The organism is Luteimonas kalidii, assembly GCF_029887935.1.
In the GTDB taxonomy this organism is placed as follows: domain Bacteria; phylum Pseudomonadota; class Gammaproteobacteria; order Xanthomonadales; family Xanthomonadaceae; genus Luteimonas; species Luteimonas kalidii.
In genome coordinates, this window is the sequence record NZ_JARXRO010000016.1 from 13,936 (window position 1) to 34,111 (window position 20,176).

The 20,176-nt window shown below is 69.9% G+C and carries 19 protein-coding genes and 1 tRNA gene; 4 read left to right on the top strand and 16 right to left on the bottom strand.

What is annotated here, in order from left to right; translation table 11 throughout:
- Nucleotides 1–540: 540 nt before the first annotated feature.
- The 11 genes from QFW81_RS09920 to dtd all read right to left on the bottom strand — a co-directional run bounded on the left by QFW81_RS09920 (nt 541) and on the right by dtd (nt 10,777).
- Nucleotides 541–771: a hypothetical protein gene (locus QFW81_RS09920; RefSeq protein WP_280578621.1), complete on the bottom strand. Its 231-nt coding sequence runs from the start codon at nt 769–771 to the stop codon at nt 541–543.
- Entirely contained in the window at nt 764–979 is a 216-nt protein-coding gene (locus tag QFW81_RS09925) for a hypothetical protein (RefSeq protein ID WP_280578622.1), read from the bottom strand. The genes QFW81_RS09920 and QFW81_RS09925 overlap by 8 nt, the downstream gene beginning before the upstream one ends.
- A gap of 741 nt (nt 980–1,720) precedes the next feature.
- Entirely contained in the window at nt 1,721–3,487 is a 1,767-nt protein-coding gene (locus QFW81_RS09930; protein ID WP_280578807.1) for an ATP-binding protein, read from the bottom strand.
- A 5-nt stretch (nt 3,488–3,492) separates the two neighbouring features.
- Entirely contained in the window at nt 3,493–3,795 is a 303-nt protein-coding gene (locus QFW81_RS09935; protein WP_280578623.1) for a CHC2 zinc finger domain-containing protein, read from the bottom strand.
- Between the two features lie 221 nt (nt 3,796–4,016).
- Nucleotides 4,017–4,232: a hypothetical protein gene (locus QFW81_RS09940; protein ID WP_280578624.1), complete on the bottom strand. Its 216-nt coding sequence runs from the start codon at nt 4,230–4,232 to the stop codon at nt 4,017–4,019.
- Between the two features lie 911 nt (nt 4,233–5,143).
- Nucleotides 5,144–5,338, bottom strand: coding sequence for a hypothetical protein (locus QFW81_RS09945; RefSeq protein ID WP_280578625.1), 195 nt, complete (start codon nt 5,336–5,338; stop codon nt 5,144–5,146).
- A gap of 580 nt (nt 5,339–5,918) precedes the next feature.
- Nucleotides 5,919–7,133 (bottom strand): tyrosine-type recombinase/integrase, encoded by a 1,215-nt coding sequence (locus QFW81_RS09950; RefSeq protein ID WP_280578626.1) that lies wholly within the window; start codon nt 7,131–7,133, stop codon nt 5,919–5,921.
- A gap of 177 nt (nt 7,134–7,310) precedes the next feature.
- Nucleotides 7,311–7,386, bottom strand: a tRNA-Ile gene (locus QFW81_RS09955).
- Nucleotides 7,387–7,708: 322 nt separating this feature from the next.
- Nucleotides 7,709–8,089: a hypothetical protein gene (locus QFW81_RS09960; protein ID WP_280578627.1), complete on the bottom strand. Its 381-nt coding sequence runs from the start codon at nt 8,087–8,089 to the stop codon at nt 7,709–7,711.
- Between the two features lie 209 nt (nt 8,090–8,298).
- Nucleotides 8,299–10,167 carry an RNA polymerase sigma factor RpoD gene (gene rpoD / locus QFW81_RS09965; RefSeq protein ID WP_280578628.1) on the bottom strand — a complete coding sequence of 623 codons (1,869 nt, stop codon included), beginning with the start codon at nt 10,165–10,167 and terminating at the stop codon, nt 8,299–8,301.
- 169 nt (nt 10,168–10,336) lie between these two features.
- A complete protein-coding gene (gene dtd, locus QFW81_RS09970; RefSeq protein ID WP_280578629.1) occupies nt 10,337–10,777 on the bottom strand; it encodes a D-aminoacyl-tRNA deacylase in 441 nt (146 codons plus the stop codon).
- A 223-nt stretch (nt 10,778–11,000) separates the two neighbouring features.
- Between dtd and QFW81_RS09975 the strand changes: the two genes are divergently transcribed.
- The 3 genes from QFW81_RS09975 to QFW81_RS09985 are packed head-to-tail and all read left to right on the top strand — an operon-like array spanning nt 11,001 to nt 13,949.
- Nucleotides 11,001–11,918 (top strand): lauroyl acyltransferase, encoded by a 918-nt coding sequence (locus tag QFW81_RS09975; protein ID WP_280578630.1) that lies wholly within the window; start codon nt 11,001–11,003, stop codon nt 11,916–11,918.
- Nucleotides 11,915–12,451 carry a PH domain-containing protein gene (locus QFW81_RS09980; protein ID WP_280578631.1) on the top strand — a complete coding sequence of 179 codons (537 nt, stop codon included), beginning with the start codon at nt 11,915–11,917 and terminating at the stop codon, nt 12,449–12,451. The genes QFW81_RS09975 and QFW81_RS09980 overlap by 4 nt, the downstream gene beginning before the upstream one ends.
- Entirely contained in the window at nt 12,435–13,949 is a 1,515-nt protein-coding gene (locus tag QFW81_RS09985) for a PH domain-containing protein (RefSeq protein WP_280578632.1), read from the top strand. Before QFW81_RS09980 ends, QFW81_RS09985 begins: the two co-directional genes overlap by 17 nt.
- 25 nt (nt 13,950–13,974) lie before the next feature.
- Here QFW81_RS09985 and QFW81_RS09990 read toward each other — a convergent pair whose 3' ends face one another.
- A complete protein-coding gene (locus tag QFW81_RS09990; RefSeq protein WP_280578633.1) occupies nt 13,975–14,988 on the bottom strand; it encodes a glycosyltransferase family 4 protein in 1,014 nt (337 codons plus the stop codon).
- A gap of 172 nt (nt 14,989–15,160) precedes the next feature.
- Between QFW81_RS09990 and QFW81_RS09995 the strand changes: the two genes are divergently transcribed.
- Nucleotides 15,161–16,186: a glycosyltransferase family 9 protein gene (locus QFW81_RS09995; RefSeq protein WP_280578634.1), complete on the top strand. Its 1,026-nt coding sequence runs from the start codon at nt 15,161–15,163 to the stop codon at nt 16,184–16,186.
- 6 nt (nt 16,187–16,192) lie between these two features.
- Here QFW81_RS09995 and QFW81_RS10000 read toward each other — a convergent pair whose 3' ends face one another.
- The 4 genes from QFW81_RS10000 to def form a co-directional block, all read right to left on the bottom strand.
- Nucleotides 16,193–17,071: a glycosyltransferase family 2 protein gene (locus QFW81_RS10000; RefSeq protein ID WP_280578635.1), complete on the bottom strand. Its 879-nt coding sequence runs from the start codon at nt 17,069–17,071 to the stop codon at nt 16,193–16,195.
- Between the two features lie 138 nt (nt 17,072–17,209).
- Nucleotides 17,210–18,523: a 16S rRNA (cytosine(967)-C(5))-methyltransferase RsmB gene (gene rsmB, locus QFW81_RS10005; protein WP_280578636.1), complete on the bottom strand. Its 1,314-nt coding sequence runs from the start codon at nt 18,521–18,523 to the stop codon at nt 17,210–17,212.
- 1 nt (nt 18,524) lies between these two features.
- Nucleotides 18,525–19,457: a methionyl-tRNA formyltransferase gene (fmt, locus tag QFW81_RS10010; RefSeq protein WP_280578637.1), complete on the bottom strand. Its 933-nt coding sequence runs from the start codon at nt 19,455–19,457 to the stop codon at nt 18,525–18,527.
- Nucleotides 19,458–19,636: 179 nt separating this feature from the next.
- Nucleotides 19,637–20,152, bottom strand: coding sequence for a peptide deformylase (def, locus tag QFW81_RS10015; protein ID WP_280578638.1), 516 nt, complete (start codon nt 20,150–20,152; stop codon nt 19,637–19,639).
- Nucleotides 20,153–20,176: the final 24 nt, after the last annotated feature.

Here is a 20,176-nt window from a genome sequence, read left to right on the forward strand (position 1 = left end):
CCCCAGACACCTCCGAGCCCGTCGACCATCCGAGCCGCGCAGCCGATCGCTGTCATGGGGGCTGGCCGACCGCCACCTGTAACGCTGCGAGCCGCTCACGAGCCTCCATGCAAGCCTGGCCACGCCACGTCTGTTGGGAGAGCCATTCCAGGTGCCGCCGCTCATCGTGGGCCGCCAATGCGGTGTAGTGGCGCTTGGCCCACGCCTCGCACCCCGCCCGCCCAGCCTCGTAGCTGGTGCAGCTCCTGAACATAGGCCCCCGGTTCGGATAGCGGAAGGACGGCGACCCACCCGCTGGTCAGGCGCTCGCTGACCCGGGCAACCTCCGTCCCGCCCACATACAGCGCGTCCTTGGGGCCTAGCCCGGCCGGACCTGTGATCGGATGCCATCGGAGTTCCGTTCCGGCAGCCTAGAAGGCGCCGGCTCACGGGCCGAGATCGCTGGCGCCTCAGCAGCTTATGGTGGCGGCTGCGGCCGGCAAGTGCCGGCTCGCCCATCGATTGAGCTCGCTCGGATCCATTCGCTCCCACGGCGGTCAGTCATTGCTTGCGGAAGATCAGGTAGCCAAGGCTCGAGTCGATCGCGACGAGCTTCATCAGCCCGGCAAACGAGATCAGGCCGCAGTCGCAAGTGACGCCGTCTTCGAGCGCGCAGCCGTCGAAGTGGGTGATCCAGCCCGTCAGCAGCTCGTCGAGAGCGGCTACGCCGACGGCTTGGCGGACTCGCCATTCCTCGCGCCCCATCTCGGCCTCGATCGCAAACTCAGCCACCGGGCGTCTCGAGCGCGTCGCGCGCGTAGTTCGGCACGAACCGCTGACCCGTCGCGGAGTCGTACGCCAGGATCCAACCCGAATCAATCGCGGCCTCAAGCGCGTCGTCGAAGCTCTCGAACCGGGAGCAGGCGCGATTGGCCCTGACGCGGGAATGGGCCTCGAGCTCGTGCTTCGTGGCGCCCTGCAACTCGAGCGGCGACTTCACGCCCCGGTCTCGCAAGAGCCAGACGAGGGTCCGGGCAACGCACGAGGGCTGCGGCACGTCGAAGGGGCCAGGCTCGGCCGGCCAGCGGCCAGCAGCCTCGCGCGCCCGTGCGCGCGCCTGCGCGATGGCGGCGGATTCGTTTCGCCCAGCCCTCATGCGCCACCCCTGCACAGGCAGCCGGCACGCGCGGACTTCGGTGAGTTGTGGGCTCGACTGTGGCTGCCATTCCGCCAATCCGCCGCTATTCCGCCGCATTCCGCCGGGACGCCCGGCGCACTGGGACGCGGAAGGGCGGCGTCTATTCCGCCATTCCGCCGTTCCCTATAGGGCGGCGGATTAAAAACGGCCTGTTTCTGCGGGGTCCAGACCAGCCCAAATCGCCCCCTCCGAAGGGTTCTATTCCGCCGCCGCTCGGCGCCTCCGAGGGGGCAGGAACGGACCCATCCCGCCGGCCGCTCGAGTGGCACATCGCAGGCCAGCGCGCTACCCATGGGCACCTGCCCCGGGCCTTTCAGCCTGCTCACACGGCCAAGCCTCGCCTTGTTCTTCAGCCCGGAAGGCCGGCAGCTCAAGGAACCCGTGCACGAGGAGGGGTCGATATGGCGGTAGCCGTCGTACCAGCGCTCGTCACGCTCATTACAGCGAGCCGAAGCGGTCCAGGCTCCACCGAGTCGCGCTACGAACTCGGAGCTGGTCGCACCTTCCGCGCGGCTCGCGCGGATCCAGCGAGCGGCGTCTGGGTCAGTGGCCACCGGCGGCCTCCCTGTATCGCTCGGCGCTCGCGGCCGGACCGGGGAGCGCGAGGAACGTCTTCTTCCGACCGCGCGGGTGCGGGTGGGGCTGCTCGAGCAACAGCCCTCGATCCTGCGCCCACCTGAGCGCCGCGCGTCGCCTGTTCCTAGGGCCGTACTTCTCTGGCAGATCGTCGACCGTGGTGCTCGTGGGGAACTGCACCTCGCTCTGGGTAGCGAACCATTCACGCAGCACCTCCCAGGCACTCTGCATATCCGTCTTCGGGAACTCCGGCTCGAACAGCTGCAGGCGCGCCGCGTGTGGAGTGATGACGCGCTCGAGGTAGAAGTCGGGCTGACCAGGCGGCACCCCGTTGACCTTGACCAGAGACAGCCGCAACAGCCGCTTCTCGGCGACCAGATCCGCGGCATTGCTGGGGCATCCTTCGTCGCCGGGCTTGACTAGGGCCAGGTGCATGTTCGATCGGCCGTTGTCCGACAGCGAACTGCCCCCGCGGCCGCTGTACTGGTCTACCACGTTATCCCGGTGCTGCTGCTTGCCGGTGTGGTGCGCGACCAGAGTCGTGGTGCCGGTCTGGCGGCTGACCCGCTCCATGGCCGAGACAATTCGCGCTAGGTCTTCGTTGTTCTCCTCGCCGCCATTGAGGCGGCTCAGCGTGTCAAAGACCACCAGCCTTAGGTCCGGTATGCCCTTGGCGTACTCGACTAGCCGGTCTAGGTCTTGGGCGACCTCGGTCTGCCCATTGACGTGGCGCGTGAGCATGAAGCCGACACCGACCATGTCCTTCACGATGAAGTGCCGCGCCACCAGTTCGAGCTGCTCTGGCTCCAGGCCTTGGGCGTTCGCCCAGACATGCTTGCGGATCACGTCGCGCCGGTCCTCGGCACTCACATACAGCACGCTGCCCTGCTCTGGCCAATCACTGCCAAAGCGAAGGCCGGCGCAGATGTGGATGCAGAGCTTGGCCAGGAAGCCAGTCTTGCCAGCGCCGCCTGCGCCGGTGAGAACGCAGGCCAAGCCCGTCGGCAGGAGCGGCTTCAGGGTCCAGCGGGTCGCCGGCGGCTCCGAGGTCAGTTCCTCGACCGAGAAGCGGTCGGAAGCGGTCGCCGCCCAAGGGTCGGGCTCGGGCTCTTCAGGAGCAGGCAGGAGCGGAATCGCTGCAGACTCAAGCCAACCGAGGTCTCGCGCGCACTCGCCGACCATTTCGAACAGGTCGACCACGTCGCCGTGCGGTGGCAGCTCGTATCCGGACACGTCGACGATCTCGACCACGCATCCAAGCTCGCGCAGGGCGGAGGCGACCTCCTCTGCATACTGAGCGCCGGGTTCGTCGTTGTCGGGCCAGACGCGCACCCGGCGACACGCCAGCGGAGACCAGTCGGCACCTCGCGCGCTGGATGCGGAGCCGCTAGTCGTGGCGACTGCACCGCAACCTGCGAGTGCATCGGCGCACTTCTCGCCTTCAACGACCCACACGATGCGGTCGGGGGCGGCTGACAGTATCTCGCGGAGGCGGTACAGGAGCTTGCCACTCGCCGGCGACTTGGGTTCGCCAAGCACGAACCGGGTCCCGTCTCGCCGGACCGGACGGATCACCTTGTCGCCCGTCACCGGATTACGCAACCGCGCTCGATAGAAGCCGATATCGCCGCTTGCGTCCGCGTACTCGTGCAGCGCCTCGATCTCGTAGCCGGCGCTGATCTGGCTGCGCGCAAGCCGCGCGACCGCATCCCGCGGCGATTCGACGGGCCGCACCGCGTTCAAGGCTTCCACTCGATCAGTGCCCAGGCCGCGTCGCGGAAGTCCTCCCCTGTGCGGCGCATCCGGAAGCTGACCATGTCGCCTTGCCCGCAGCCGGCAAAGCATTTCCAACCCCCACGGGCCGAGGCAATGTGGACACTCAGGCTCGCATTGGAGTCGTCGTGGAAAGGGCACTTGCCCTTGGCCCAGCCCTCACCGTTGGGACGGCAAAGCCCATCAACGTGCTGGCGGTAGAAGGTCGCGGCATCCGGCAGCCGGCCGCGCCACGTCTCTGGCAGTCGTCGCCGCTGACGCCCGCTCATTGGCGCTTACTCCGTTCGAGGATCGCACCTGCTGTGCCGATTACGAGCAAATCGTTCCCCGTGACCGCCGTGATCCGGGGATGGCAGGTGCAGGCATGGCGCTGGTGCGCAAAGCAACCGAACCCATGGGCCACTTCGACACTCGTGACCCCGCCTGGCGCCGCGGGCAGATTGCCGACAGCCATCGCGGCGAAGATCCGTGCTTGGTAGCCGTCCACGGGTCAACTCGCCTGAGACGGGGAGATGGCCGAGGCAGCCGCGTTCAGTCGCTGCGGCAACGTGTACAAGCTGTCGAGATAGACGAAGCGCCGCCTGCCAATCGTCGTGGTCTCAAGCAAGCCGGAATTGGCCAGTTCGTAGGCCTTGGATCGACCGATCCCGACCTTGTTGCATTCCGGAATGAATGGCCGGAACTCCCTCTGTCCATGCTTGTCCATCTGCTGCACCGTGGAGCCGCTGAGCGGCGGGTGCAGCCATTTCGTTACAGGTTCGGCCCTGAGTCAGGCACAGAACGTCATCTTTCTCGGGACGTTCCTTTCTTGGCCGGCTTTCGGGGACGCTGCTCGGACATCGCGTCCTCCAGGGCTGCACGCGTTGCCTCGCGGAGCGACCGCATCTCGCGCAGGTAGCCCTTGATTGCGGCTACTGGGTCTGGATTTCCACCTTCTGCGTCATAGCAGATACTAACGATCGCTCTGAAATCGCTCCCGTCTGCGGCGCTTGGAAGCAAACGGACCGGGTACCTCTCGCGCTGGGGCCCATCGAAGTAAGACTTCACCTCGAGGCCATCCACCATCCGCACCGAGAACACGCCGTTTCGATGCGCTTTGCCCCAACCGCGCTTGAGCGCGGCATCTACCGCACCAACTGGCTGGGGTGAGGCGACACGGTGTCTAACCGCTGTGGATGGCAGCTCCTCCCGTGCAGCCGTGGCAGCCTGGCGCAGCGCCTCGAGCAATGGAACGAGGTAGTCGAGAGGACTATCGGGACTGACATATTCGCCCTGCAGATCCCAGCACTTCATGTGGATTAGAACGTCAGCCGCCGTGTGCGCAGGATCTATCCTCGCGGCGAGAGAATGCAACTTCAACGCCAACGCCTTAGCGCCTGCCTCGACATCATCCAACAATGCGACGACATCGTTCCGCGCCGGCCTCGGAGCAAGCGCCAAGCGAACCGCCACGAGCGCGTGCCTCAACTCCTCGATCTGTACAGGTTCAAGCCCGAGTGATCGTAGACGGCCACGCTGCTCTGGGGTGAAGTCTGGATACTGTGGCACGTTGCTGTCTCTATTCAGATCGGAATTGCACCTCACCGGCACTGCGACCGGCGAAGTGCGGGTTGACCCTTATGAACGCGCGATCTTGCCACCATCGAACCACTGGCGGACATCATCGTCGCTCGACTTGCGAACGCTGCTAGGACTCAGGTCGAGCCCGGCAACGCGACCCGCGCGCATGCATCGCTCCAGGTGATCGCGATCGGTCTTGATGAGCGAGAAGGCGTCTGCGAGGACTTCTCGGAGAGAACGCTTGGCAGTCATGTCGTCACCTCCGCAGCCAGCGCTTGCTGCGCGCGCGCGGCTTCGCAGGACAGCAAATGGCGAATCGCTCGCTGCTCATGATCTTGCAGTTCTTGGAAGGCCTAGTCTGGGGCCGCCACCAAGATTGCGAGAGCATTCGCGTCCCGCAAGTGTCCCGCCGCGCGGCTTGTGTGGTCCCCGCGCATCGGCGCGGCGGCTTCCGCCAGCCCGTTCTCGCGGCAACTGCTCACTCGGCTGCCGTCCGCGAGGCTGTGCCCCATCTCGACCAGATACCGGATCCCGCACAGCGATTGTGCCAACAACGTCGGCGTCGATTCGAGTGTCCTTGTCCGTTCGCTAATCCGTCTATGAAGTTGGTGATGAGTGAGCCGGCCGTCGAGAATATGCAGCCAACGTCATCCAGCATGTCCCTTGGGGTCGTGGCAGGGCCTGCCACATATGAGCCGCTTCCGTTCCAGATGGCAACGGGTCCAGGTGAAGATTCTTGGAATCCATGAGCGTTCTCCTTGGGAACGTTTGTGGTAGGCCGGCCGGGTGTTGACGCACCCGGTTCGGCCGCTTTTTGATGGCTGCGGCTAGGTCACACCGCGCGCCCCATGAGCGGCACGACCTTCTTGTCGCCCGTTCGAAGTTGGTCTAGGTAATCTGCCCACGCCTGCATCATGTTGCGACGCTCAGCCAAGTGGGCGGTGCGGTTATAAGCTCGACCGTTCGGGTCGCGGACGGCGTGGGCCAGTTGGTGCTCGATGTAGTCCGGGCGAAAGCCAAGCACCTCGTCGAGCACCGTACGTGCCATGGCGCGGAAGCCGTGACCTACCAGCGTGTTGCTGTCGAAGCCCAAGTTTCGAAGCGCCGCATTTACCGTGTTCTCGCTCATTGGCTTCGAGGCGGTGCGCATGCTCGGAAAGACGTAGACGCTTCGACAGGTGATCGGATGCAGATCCTGCAGCACCCTCACCACCTGATCAGCGAGCGGAACGATGTGAGGCTTGCCGGTCTTGGTGGCGACATAACGCCACTCGTGCGCCTCTAGGTCGACGTCCGACCACTTGGCCGCCCGTAGCTCTCCGGGTCGCACGAAGGTCAGCGGAGCCAGCTTGAGTGCTGCCTGCGTGGCAGGCGCACCTTGGTAGGTCCACAGCGCGCGCAGCACCCTGCCAATGTCGGCAGGCTCCGTCACGCTGGCGAAATGCTTGGTCTGGGGTCGCTCCAATGCACCCGCGAGGTCTGCCGCCGGATTGCGGTCCGCTCGACCGGTGGCAATGGCGTAGCGGAACACGCGTCCGGCGAGCGACCGCGCCCGGTGGGCCGTCTCCGCCACGCCGCGCGCTTCGAGCTTTCGCAGGGCTGCCAGCAGGACCGGGGCCGACACTTCGGAAATCGGGAGGTTGAAGAGCGGGGCCATGTCCCGCTCGATGTGCCGCTGCTCACGCGCGACGGAGGAAGCGCCCAGGCCCTCGCGCGCACGCTTGGCCAAGTGCTCCAAGCCGATCGCGCCGAAGGTGTTGGCGACGCGCTCGGACCGCACCGCCTTCTCGCTCTTAGCCACGTGCGCGGGGTTCGCGCCGCCGCGGAGGAATTGGCGCTGCTTCTCGCGCGCGGCCCTGGCCTGCATGAGTGACAGAGCGGGGTATTCCCCCAGAGTGATCATGCTGGGGCGCCCCTCGAACCGATACCGGTAGCGCCAGACCTTTGCACCCGTCGGCCGCACCTCAACGCACAGCCCATTCGAATCCGCCACCCGATAGGCAGCCGCCTGAGGCTTGAGTGCGCGAATCTTCGTATCCGTGAGCATGTGAGTCGCCTTCCTGCGAGTCAGGAGCGATCCCCATCGGCTCCTGACACACAGCCTGACTCACTTATTGTCCGGATGCAAGCGAACGTCCACGAATTCCGACGGACGGGATTCGGGCTTCTGCTATGGGGTTTTGGCGGGCCATCGGATGGTGCCGAATCTCGGCGGACGGCTATTTGGTGGGCCCACCAGGACTCGAACCTGGAACCAAGGGATTATGAGTCCCCTGCTCTGACCATTGAGCTATAGGCCCGCGTGGGGCCCATTATCACCGCAGCGGTGGTGCGCAGGTGTGCGCAGCGTGCTCCGGGCAGAGGCCGCAAGGCGCACGGGCACTCGCCGCAGGCTGCTCGCGGGTCGCCGGCAATCGGACGACACCCTCGTGACTCTCTTCACTGCGACAGCCGACGGCTCCGCGCGACCCCCGACCGCATCAACCCGTATCAACCGCGCGACACGACCGCCGCGTCAGACACAGAATCGCGCAGCCGCGGCCGTTCGACGAGGTACCGGCCACGACCGCGCGACACGAGCCGGGCGGCGCGGGGCGCCACCCGGTCCGTCGGGAGGACGGCTTACATGCCGTCGGTGTTGTTGTCGCCGTCGGCAGCCGCGTTGGCTTCCTCGGCGGCGTCCTGTGCCTGCTCGGCGGCATCGGCAGCCTTCTCGGCAGCGTCGGCCAGATCCTCGCGACCGGTCGCATCTTCGCCCGTGCCGACCTGGCCGGCGATCTGCGACGTGGCGTCCGCAGCGGCATCGGCGGCGCCGGCGGCGGCCTCGGCGGCCTGCGTGGCGGCCATGTCGCCCGTGGCGGCGGCGTTCGCCGCGGCCTGCTGCGCCTCGGCAGCCGAGTCGGCGGCCTCCTGCGCGGAATTGGCGGCCTGGTCGGTGTTGGAGCACGCGCTCAGGCCGGCGGCCAGGGCGAGCGCGAGGAGGGTCTTGGCAGTGGTCGTCATCGAGAAAATCTCCTGGGTCCGGCGCACGCTGCGCCGTCGGGACGCAACTCTGCCGCGCACGATGTGGGCGCCGCGCGAACGCCGCGCCACGGGCACGTGGAGCGTTCAGGTTTGCATGAGGGATGACAAAAACCCCGGCACGCAGTGCGGACCGGGGCTTCTCGAGGGCACGTCCGGGCGGGAGAACCGGCCCGGTTCCGTCGCCGCCGTCAGTCGATGTCGAGGAACGAGCGCAGCTGTTCGGAACGGCTGGGGTGGCGCAGCTTGCGCAGCGCCTTGGCCTCGATCTGGCGGATGCGCTCGCGGGTGACGTCGAACTGCTTGCCCACTTCCTCGAGGGTGTGATCGGTGTTCATGTCGATGCCGAAGCGCATGCGCAGCACCTTGGCCTCGCGCGGGGTCAGGCCGGCCAGCACGTCGCGCACGGTCTCGGACAGGTTGATGTTGGTGGTGGCCTCGATCGGGGACTCGACGTTGGTGTCCTCGATGAAGTCGCCCAGGTGCGAGTCCTCGTCGTCGCCGATCGGAGTTTCCATCGAGATGGGCTCCTTGGCGATCTTCATGACCTTGCGGATCTTGTCCTCGGGCATGTCCATTTCCTTGGCCAGCTCCTCCGGCGTGGCCTCGCGGCCGTACTGCTGGAGCATCTGGCGGGAAATGCGGTTGAGCTTGTTGATCGTCTCGATCATGTGCACCGGGATGCGGATGGTGCGCGCCTGGTCGGCGATCGAACGCGTGATCGCCTGGCGGATCCACCAGGTGGCGTAGGTCGAGAACTTGTAGCCGCGGCGGTATTCGAACTTGTCGACCGCCTTCATCAGGCCGATGTTGCCCTCCTGGATCAGGTCGAGGAACTGCAGGCCGCGGTTGGTGTACTTCTTGGCGATCGAGATCACCAGGCGCAGGTTCGCCTCGACCATTTCCTTCTTGGCCTTGCGCGCCTTGGCTTCGCCATAGGCCATCGCGCGGTTGATTTCCTTGAGGTCGCCGAGCGTGACCATCATCGCCTTCTCGACCGACAGCGTGGCCTCCTGCTCGGCGATGATCTGGTCCTTGACCTCGCGCATGCCCGACGACCACTTCTGCTTGCGCTTGAGCACGTCGTCCACCCAGCCCAGGTTGGTCTGGTTGCCTTCCCATGCGCGGATGAAGTCCTTGCGCGGCATCTTCGCCACACGCGTGGAGAGGTCGAGGATGCGGCGCTCGTGGTCCTTGATCTCGCCCACCACGTCGCGCAGCTTCCTGACCAGCACGTCGGTCAGCGGCAGCGGCAGCTTGAAGGTGGTGAAGATCGCGGCCATCTCCTCGCGCAACTTCAGCACCGGCTTGGCTTCGGCCCCGTTCTTGGCGTAGGACTTCTGGAACTTGGCGTACAGCGCGCCCAGCGCCTCCATGCGGCGACCGACCTCGGCCGGATCCGGACCGGTGGGGCCGGCATCTTCCGAATCGCCGTCGTCGTCGCCGTCGCTGTCGTCGTCACTGTCGCTGTCGTCGGACGAGGCCGAGTCGTCGCTGGCGGTGGAGGCGGGCACGTCGTCGCCGGACTCGTCGAGGTCGTTGAAACCGACCACGATCTCGGCCAGGCGCTTCTTGCCGGCCTTGTGCAGGTCGTAGTCTTCCAGCAGCAGCTGCACCGACCAGGGGAAGCTGGCCAGCGAGGACAGCATCTGGTTCAGGCCTTCCTCGATGCGCTTGGCGATCGCGATCTCGCCCTCGCGCGTGAGCAGCTCCACCGTGCCCATCTCGCGCATGTACATGCGCACCGGGTCGGTGGTGCGGCCGCCTTCGCTGTCGAGCGCGGTCAGTGTGGCCGCGGCTTCCTCGGCGGCGGTGTCGTCGACGTCGCGGTTGCCGGTGGAATCGCCGGTCAGCAGCAGCGACTCGACATCGGGCGCGATCTCGTGCACCTCGATGCCCATGCCGTTGATCATGCCGATGATGTCCTCGATCTGCTCCGGATCGACGAGATCGTCCGGCAGGTGATCGTTGACTTCGGCGTAGGTCAGGTAGCCCTGCTCCAGCCCCTTGGAGATCAGGAGCTTGATGTCGGACTGTTCGGCTGGACGTTCGTTCGCCATGAGGCGCGCACCGGGGAGAAAAGTGAACCCGTAATTATACCATCGCGCCCGGTCCGGGTCCCGGCCGGGGGCGTGCGACCCCGGCGGCTGCACCGGGGCTGCGGACGATATGGGGCGCCTTCGCGCGGTTTCCACCCATCGTCCCGAGCCGCGCTGCCGCGCCCCCCGATCAGGCGCGCAGCAGGAACGTCACCGGTCCGTCATTGGCCAGCCGGACCACCATGTGGGCGCCGAACCGCCCGCTCTCCACCGCGCCGGCATGGCGTTCGCGGCATTCAGCCAGCAGTCGGTCGAACACGCCCTGCGCGGCCTCCGGCGCCGCGGCGGTGCTGAATCCGGGACGCATGCCCGAGCGCGTATCGGCGGCGAGGGTGAACTGGCTGACCAGCAGCAGCCCGCCCCCGGTGTCCGCCAGGGACCGGTTCATGCGTCCGTCCGCATCGGCGAAGACGCGGTAGCCGAGCAGCCGGGTGGCCATGCGTGCGACCTGCGCCTCGCCATCGCCCGGCTCGACCCCGACCAGGGCCAGCAGGCCCGTGCCGATCCGGCCGACCACCTCGTCGTCGACCGTGACGCTGGCGTCGCTGACGCGCTGGATGAGGCTGAGCATGGCGGTCGGGATCCGTCGGGGCGGAGAAGGCGAAGCCTAGCCGCGTTTCCGGGTCCAGGCAGCGTTCGCCACGCCGGCAAGAGACACGCGGTCGTCCCGCTGATGCCGCGCGCGCCTGCCGGGCGCCCGCCCCCGCCGGGTCCGACCGACGCGTCCGGGACAGCGCAGGCCGGGGTGGCATCCCCGCATCGGACCGGTCCGATGCGCTCGCTACACTGGACCGATGACCGACGCACTCGCGCGCCTGCTCCACGCCCTGGCCACTGCGGCCGGACGGCTGCCGTGGCACGTCCTGCGCCGGCTCGCCGATGCGCTGGCGTGGGGCTGGCTGCGCACGGGGGCGCGCGAGAGCGTGGTCGCCCTGCGCAACCTCGAACTGGCCTACCCCGACTGGACGCCCGCCGAACGCGACGCGGGCCGGCGCGCCATCCTGCGCGCGACCGCGCTGCAGACGCTCGACACCCTGCGCCTGTGGACCCGCCCCCACGGCGAAAACCTGGCGATGATCCGCGAGATCCACGGCGAGGCGCTGTTCGACGCGGCGCTGGCCTCCGGCCGTGGGCTGATCGTGGCCGCGCCCCATGTCGGCAACTGGGAACTGCTCAACCAGTGGCTGGCGGCGAAGACGCCGCTGGCCATCCTGTACAAGCCGCCCGAGTCGGCGATCGGCGAGGCCTTCCTGCGGCGTGTACGTGCCGACGCCGATGCCGACCGCGTGACCCAGGTGCGAGCCGAGGGCGCGGGGGTGCGCCAGCTGTACAAGCGGCTTCAGGCCGGCGGGGTGGTGGGCATCCTGCCCGACCAGCAGCCCAAGGGCGGCGACGGCGAGTTCGCGCCGTTCTTCGGCGTGCAGGCGCTGACCATGACCCTGCTCGGCCGCCTGGCCGCGCGCAGCGGTGCGACGGTGCTGTTCGCTTGGTGCGAACGGATCGGCGACGGGCCGGTCTACGCGCTGCACATCGAATCGGCCTCGCCGGGGATCGCCGACCCCGACCCGGCGGTCGCCACCGCGGCGCTCAACGCCGATGTCGAGCGCATCGCCCGGCGCGACCCGGCGCAGTACCAGTGGACCTACAAGCGCTTCAAGGCGCGCCCACCCGGCAGCACCACGCACCCTTACGCCGACCTGGAAGGCCGATGACCGAGCCCGACCCCGCCCTGGACGACGCAGCGGTTCCCACCGCCACGCCCGCACCCGCCATCGAAGGCTGGCGACCGCTGCCGCTACGCGCGCGGCGGCTGTTCGTGCTCGGCAACCTGTTCGGCCTGGGGCTGCTGGCGGTCGCCCTGCTGATTCCCATCGGGCTGCTGCTGCGCGACACCCCGCTCGCGCTGCCGTTGGCGCTGGCGGTGCTGGTCGCCCTCCCCGCGTGGGGCGTCTGGCTGGCCTACCGCCAGTACGCCTGCACCCGCTGGCGCCTGGACGGGCATGGCTACACCCTGCGCCGCGGGCGGCTGTGGCAGCGCGAGACCTTTGTGCCGCGCAGCCGGGTGCAGCACCTGGATCTGCAGCGCGGGCCGCTCGAACGCCGCTTCGGCCTGGCGACCCTGGTGGTGCACACCGCCGGCACGCGCCACAACGCGGTGTCCACGGCCGGGCTCGGCGAGGACGACGCCGAATGGCTGCGCGACCAGCTGGCGCAGTGGATCGAGGCCGATGACGACGACGCCTGACGATCCCGTCGACAGCGGCGACCGCCGCCTGCATCCGTGGTCGTGGCTGTTCGTACTGATCGGTTCGCTGCGCCAGTTCCTGGTCCCGCTGGTGGTCCTGGTGGTGTTCGGAGGCCGCCGCGAGGACGGCGTCCAGCTGGCGGCGGCCGCGGTGGCGGTGGCGGTCCTGGCGCTGCTGGCGGTGTGGCGCTATTTCACCTATCGCTACCGGATCGAGGGCGACAGCCTGTTCATCCGCAGCGGCCTGCTGGAACGCAGCCTGCGCCAGGTGCCGTTCTCGCGCATCCACAACGTCGAACTGCGGCAGACGCTGCTGCACCGTCTGTTCGGCGTCGCCGAGGTGACGCTCGAGTCGGCGGGCGGTACCCGGCCCGAAGCGCAGATGCGCGTGCTCCGGGTCGCCGAGGCGCTGGCGCTCGAGCGCCTGATCCGCCACCGCGCCCGCGCATCCGACGACGGGGCCGCAGCGGCGGCCGACGATGACGTGCAGACGCTGCTGACCTTGCCCACGATGGAAATCGTGCGCCTGGGACTGATCTCCAACCGCGGCATGATCGTGGTCGGCGCGGCGCTGGCGCTGGCGTCGCAGGTGTTGCCGGACAACGGGTTCCGGCAGGGGTTCGACTATGTGCGGCGCGAAGCCTTCGGCTACGTCGCGAGCTTCAACGGCGGCGGGACGTCGACGGTGCTGGCCGGGATCGCGCTGGTGCTGCTCGCGCTGGTGCTGCTGCGCGTGTTCTCCGTATTGCTGGCGCTGGTGCGCTACCACGGCTTCCGCCTGCAGGCGCAAGGTCGCCGGCTCACGGTGGAACGCGGATTGCTGGCGCGCGTGCGCAGCAGCGTGTCGCGCCGGCGCATCCAGGCTTGGACGCTGCGCGAAGGCGTGCTGCATCGCATCTTCAGGCGCCGTTCGCTGGCGATCGACACCGCCGGCGCGCAGGTGCAGGGCAGCGAGGGTCAGTCGCGCGAGCCGCCCGAACTGGCCCCGATCGCCACTCCCGCCGCCTGCGACGCCCTGCTGCAGGACCTGCTCGACGTCCCCGACTGGCCACCCCGCGACTGGCAGCCGCTGCATCCGCGCGCGTGGCTGCGGCTGTGGCTGGGCGACATCGTGTTCGCGGTGCTGCTGGCGGCGGGGCTGGCCTGGTATTTCGGCGCGTGGGGTTTCCTCGGCCTGCTGTGGCTGCCCTGGGGCGGGTGGCTGGCGCTGCGGCATGCCCGGTTCGCCGGCTGGCACGTCGACACGCGCCTGGTGGCGGTGCGCGAGGGATGGTGGTCGCGGCACTGGCGGTTCGCCGAGATCGACAAGCTGCAGGCGCTGCAGCTGCGCCAGTCGCCGCTCGACCGCCGCTTCGGCATGGCCTCGGTCTGGCTCGACACCGCGGGCGCCGGCGCCGCCTCGCCACCGCTGCGCATGCGCCACCTGCCCGAAGCGCAGGCGCGCGCGCTCTACACCGGCCTGGGGCGCGAGGTCTCGCGGCGGCGGCTGCGCTGGTAGCCGTGCGGCGTCGCCGGCGACGCGGTCAGCCTGAAGTGAAGCGCCGGTAGAACGCGTCCAGTTCCCGCAGCTTGTGCTCCACCCGCATCGCGTCCAGCGGATAGTCGCGGCGCGCAGGCCGTTCCCGGCCGGCCTTCGTCAGCGCCTGCGCCAGCGCGTCGACATCGCCGGTGGCGACCAGCGGGGTTCCGATCAGCGTGGCGAGGTGCCGCGCACCGCCGGTGTCGGTCGCGATCACAGGCAGTCGCGCCTGCATCGCCTCGATCATCACCAGGCCGAACGGCTCCTCGCGCGACGGGCTGACGAAGCAGTCGAACGCGGCCAGCCAGTCTTCCGGGGCTTCCACGAAGCCCGGCAGGGCGACCTGCCCGGCGGCGCGCCCACGCAGCGCGACGAGCTCGCGACCGCCGCCGACCAGCGCCAGGCGCGCGCCGGGCACGGCCGCGCGCGCGAACGCCTCCAGCAGCACGTCCATGCCCTTGCTCGACTCCATCCGCCCCAAGGCGCCGAACAGGTAGTCGTCGTCGCCGACGCCGATCGCGGCGCGGATGCGCGCGCGCGCGTCGGGCGCCGCGGTACGCGGCAGCACCCAGTTGTCGATCTGCACCGACCGCGCGCGCAGCGGCGCGGGAATGCCGGGCAGTTGCCAGGGCGCGATCGCCACCAGCCCGTCGAGATGCGCGTGCTGTTCGGGCACGTAGTCGATGTGCAGGGTCGCCAGGCGCGGGATGCCGCGTACCCCGCGCAACGCGCGCGACGCGGATCCCAGGTGGGCATGGGCGATGTCCGGCCGCAGCCTGCGCACCAGCGCGCGCGCATGCGCGATCACCGGCCAGCGGTCGACCAGGTCGTGCGCCAGCAGCACGTCCACCCGCGGGTCAACGCGATGGGCGATCGCGTCCGCGCGCGCCTGCGCCGCCTTGCGCCTGAGGATGAGCGTGACCCGATGCCCCGCCGCCGCCTGCGCCGCGCTGAGTTCGAGCACGTGCCGCTCGGTGCCGGCGAAGCGTTTCGTCAACAGCAGGTGGGCGATGTGCATGCATCGGCGCGCGCGGACGGAGCGGCCATTCTCCCCCATCGCCGGCACCGCCCGGGGGCGCCGGCGACGCGCGTTCAACCGCCGCTGGGGTACGCTGGCGCGCCCTGCCAGGACGCGTTCCGATGTCGCACGACCGTTCCCGCCGAGTCCGGCCCTGTGCGAGGCGCGGCGCATGAGCGCACGCCCGCTCATCGTCCGCTGCGGCGCGTTCGGCGACATGGTGATGCTGACCACGCTGATGCGGGTGGTGTCGGCGCGCTACGACAGCCCGGTCGACGTGGTGAGTTCCGGGGGCTGGACGCCGCCGCTGCTGCAGCGCGAACCGACCCTCGGCCACCTGCAGATGGTGACCAGCCGCAAGACGCCGTACCTGCTGTGCCCGAGCCAGTGGGCGCTGGTGCGCTGGCTGCGCGCGCGCGGCCGCGGGCCGGTCTACCTGGGCGACACCGATCCGGAGATGCGCGCCCTGCTGGTCCGCGGCGGGGTGCAGAAGGACGACATCGTCGCCCGCGATCCCGCCGGCGAGGACGCACCGGTGCTGTGGCCCGACCGCTGGATCGAGATCGGCATGCGCGACCCGGCGACGCCCTATCCCGTGCGCGAGGTCGACCCTGCCCCGTTTCGCCTGCCCAGGCTGGTGGTGCGCGAGGACGAACGCCGCGAAGCGGCGACATGGCTGGCCGCGAGCGGTCTGACGGGTCCGCTGGTGCTGCTGCAGCCGGGCAACAAGCGCACCCACAAGCGCGGGCGCCTGATGACCGCCGACCATCCCAAGCACTGGGACGCGGCGCACTGGGCGGCGGTGGCGCGGGCGGCGCTGGCCGACCTGCCCGACGCCCATGTGCTGCTGTGCGGATCGCCGCCCGAGCACCCGCTGCTGGAGGACATCCGCACCGCCGCCGGCCACGATCCGCGCATCGTCAACGGTGCCAACGATCTGCCGATCCCGCGCCTGCTGCCTTTGCTGGAACGCGCGCACAGCATGGTGTCCGTCGACACCGGCCCGGCCCACGCGGCGGCCGCGCTGGGCTGTCCGCTGGTGGTGCTGTTCGGCGCGGCGCCGCCGGACAAATGGCGCCCGATCGGGCCCGGCCCCATCCGCGTACTGGGCGGCGAACGCGGTGCCGACAGCCGGGTGGCCGATCTCGCGCCGGGCGCCGTGATCGCCGCCTGGCGCTCACTGCCCGGACGCGCTTGAGACCGCTCAGCGCCGCGTGGCCGACGCGTCCGCCGCGCGTGCCGGGACCGGCTGCAGGTCGTCGTTGGCCGCCTGCCTGACGATCCCGTGCGGCGTCCAGACCCGACGCTGCGCGCGGGTTTCGGCGCGGATCGCGAGGTTGGCGCGGATCGATTCCTCGGTGCGATAGCCGCGCGCATGATCGAGGTGCACGCAGATCGCGCGATGCCGGACCTGCCTGCCGCGCACGCCGGCGTTTTCCAGTCGCTCGCCCAGTTCGCGATCGGGTCCACCGTATTTCATGCGTTCGTCGTAGCCGTTGACCGCGATCAGGTCGGACTTCCACGCCGATGAATTGCAGTTGTTGAACGTGGCGCCCGCCGGCGTGATCGCGTCGAGCATGCGCGCCGCCAGCGGTCCGGCGCCGAGCTTGCGGCGGCTCGAGGCGCCCAGGCGACCGGCCGCCGCCAGCCAGCCGGGCTCGAAGCAGCGGCCGCTGGCGATGTCGTCGACGTTGATGCGCGTGCTCGTGGCCATGTCCAGCTTGCAGTAGCCGCCCGACAGGAACCGCCCCGGCTCGGCCAGCTGCGCATGGGTGGCCACGAAATCGCGCCGCGGGATGCAGTCGCCGTCGGTGAACAGCAGGTAGCCGTGCGCCGCGAGCGGGATGGCCCGGTTGAGGATCTCCTGGCGGCGGTAGCCACGGTCCTCGTGCCACACGTGCCGCAGCGGCACCGGGAACGTGGCGGCCATGCGCGCGACCAGCGCGGCCGTCGCCGGGCCCGAGCCGTCGTCGGCGACGATCACCTCGAACGCCGGATGGGTCTGCAGCGCGTAGCCGGTGAGCACCTTCTCCAGCCAGGCTTCGGCGTTGTAGGTACTGACGATGACCGTGATGGGCAGCATGCGACCCTCGCGCGGGCACGGGCCGGCAGCGCCGGCGTCATGTGCATGTTCGTGCGCGGAAGATTGCGTCCGCGTGACGGCCGGCCTGGCGCGCATCCGGACGGTGGAGGGCCGCGGGGGCGGAGGCCTCGCCCGGATTCAGCCGGGGGCGCGGCCGAGCGCGGCGTAGAAGAAGCCGTCCATGCCCTGCTCGCCCGGCAGTCGCTGGCGCCCGTGGCCGGTGGCGTGGCCGAATGCCTCCGCGAGCGGCAACGCGGTCGCGGCAGGCGTGCGCGACAGGAACGCGGCCACCTGCGCCTCGTTTTCCGCCGCCAGGATCGAACAGGTGGCGTAGAGCAGCCGCCCGCCGGGCGCCAGCAGCGGCCACAGCGCGTCGAGCAGGCGCGCCTGCAGCGCCGTCAGCGCGGCGATGTCGGAAGGGCGGCGGTGCAGCAGCACGTCCGGCTGACGGCGGATGATGCCGGTGGCCGAACACGGCGCGTCGATCAGGATGGCGTCGAACGGTTCGCCGTCCCACCAGGTCGCCGGCGCCGAGGCGTCCACGGCGCGCAGGACCGCGCCATCGCCCACGCCCAGCCGCGCATGGGTCTCGGCCACCCGTCGCAGGCGCCGCGGGTCGAGGTCGAGTGCGGTCAGCCGCAGCGAGGGGTCGCGTTCGAGCAGGTGCGCGGACTTGCCGCCCGGCGCGGCGCAGGCATCGAGCACGTGCGCTCCGGCAGCCGGCGACAGTGCATCGGCGACGCGCTGGGCGGCCGCGTCCTGCACCGATACCTCGCCCTCGGCGAAGCCGGGCAGCGTGGCCGGCGAAACGGGAACGTCGATGCGCAGCGCATCGGGCAGATCCGCGGACGCCTGCGCCTCGATGCCGGCCTCGCGCAGCCGCTCCGCATAGCCGGCGACGGTACTGCGCGTGCGGTTGACCCGCAGCCAGGTGGGCGCCTGCACGGCACCGGCGGCGAAGATCTCCGCGGCGGTCGCATCGCCCCAGTCGGAGCGGACCTGCGCGCGCAGCCACTCGGGCCATGCGGCATCGGCAGGCGCTGCCGGCAGTCCGTCGCGCTGGGCGCGGCGCAGCAGTGCGTTGACCAGTCCGGCCTGGTGCTGGCGCCCGAGCCCCCGCGCGGCCTCGACGGTGGCGGCGAGCGCGGCATGCGCCGCCAGGGCGAGCGGATCGAGCTGGGCGAATCCCGCGTGCAGCAGGGCGCGCAGCGGCGCGTCCCGGCGCGGCAGCGGTCGTGGCATCCAGGCCGCGAGCGCGGCGTCGTAGCGCGCGCGGTGGCGAAGCGCGGCGAAGCAGATCGCCTCGAGCAGGGCACGGTCGCGGGGGTCGGACAGCCCCGGCAGCGCCGCCGCCAGTTCGGCCTTCAGCGAACGCCCACGGTGCAGCACCGCGTCGAGCACGCCCGCCGCGCAGACGCGCACGGCCACACCGGGAGGCAGCGGCGCGGCCACGTCAGCTGCGCGCCAGCGGAGCGCGCAGGTCGCCGCGCGCGTTGAGGTAGTCGGCGGCGGTCACCACCTTGCCGCCGGCGCGCTGCAGTGCGCGGATCCGCAGCGCGCCGCTGCCGCAGGCCACGTCGATGCCGTCGCGACCGGCATGCAGCACAGTGCCCGGCACTGCCGCGTGCGCCAGCGGCAGTGCGACCGCGCCATGCAGGCGCACGCGCTCGCCGGCGAGTTCGGCCTCGGCCACCGGCCAGGGATGGAATGCGCGCACCTTGCGCGCGAGGACGTCGGCCGCCTGGCTCCAGTCCAGCCGCGCCTCGGCCTTGTCGAGCTTGTGCGCGTAGCTCACGCCTTCGTCCGGCTGCGGCCGCGGCGCCGGACGCATGCCGGCACGCAGCAGCGCCAGTCCATCGGCCAGGACCTGCGCGCCGAGGTCGGCCAGGCGCGCATGCAGCTGGCCTGCGGTCTCCTCCACGCCGATCGGGATCACCTGCGACAACAGCACCGGGCCGGTATCCAGGCCCTGCTCCATCTGCATCAGGCACACGCCGGTCTGCGCGTCGCCGGCTTCGATCGCACGCTGGATCGGCGCCGCACCGCGCCAGCGCGGCAGCAGCGAGGCGTGCACGTTCCAGCAGCCGAAGGCCGGCGTCGCCAGCACCTTCGGCGGCAGCAGCAGTCCATAGGCGACCACGATCATCAGGTCCGGCCGCAGCGCGCGCAGCGCGCGTCGCGCCTCGAGCGTGCGCAAGGTCTGCGGCTGCAGCACCGGCAACCCCAACCGCTGCGCCTCCTGCTTGACCGGCGAAGCCGACAGCCCGCGACCACGGCCGGCGGGCCGGTCGGGCTGGGTGTAGACCGCGACCACGTCGCCGTGCGACGCGGCCACGCGCAGCGAGGGAACGGCGAACTCGGGGGTACCGGCGAAGACGAGGCGCATGGGATGGGATTCGATGGGGAAAGGGTCGTGAGCAATCGGGAGCCTGCGCTTCCGGCGGGTCGATCCGCGGCCGTGCCGCGCCCTGGATCGACGTGAGGCCGGCGCCGCACTCGCGCGATCGCGTGCCCGCCAGCCGCGGACAGGCATCAGCCGACGTGGCGCGCCTGCGCGACGGGCGTCTACTCCCGCCCCTTCCTCAGCTTCTCCAGCTTCCTGATCGCGCGGTCGCGCTTGAGCGCGGAGAGGTGGTCGATGAACAGCTTGCCGTCGAGGTGGTCGACCTCGTGCTGCACGCAGGTGGCGAGCAGCCCGTCCACGCGCAGCTCGAACGGTTTGCCGTGGCGGTCGAGCGCCTCGATCAGGATGCCGTCGGGGCGGGTCACGTCGGCGAATACGCCCGGGATCGACAGGCATCCCTCCTGGTGCAGGCGCAGGTCCGGCGAACGTTCGCGGATCACCGGGTTGATGAAAGCCAGCGGCTGTTCGCGCCCTTCGGTGACGTCGATCACCATGAAGCGCTGGTGGGTGTCGACCTGGGTCGCGGCCAGTCCGATGCCGGGCGCTTCGTACATGGTCTCGAACATGTCGTCGAGCAGGCGCTGGAACGTGGGGTCGTGCAGCTGGTCGACCTCCACCGGCCGTGCGACCGTGCGCAGCCGGGGATGGGGATACTCGAGGATCGGGAGCAGGGACATGGGCGCAAAGGGAGGCGGCGGTCA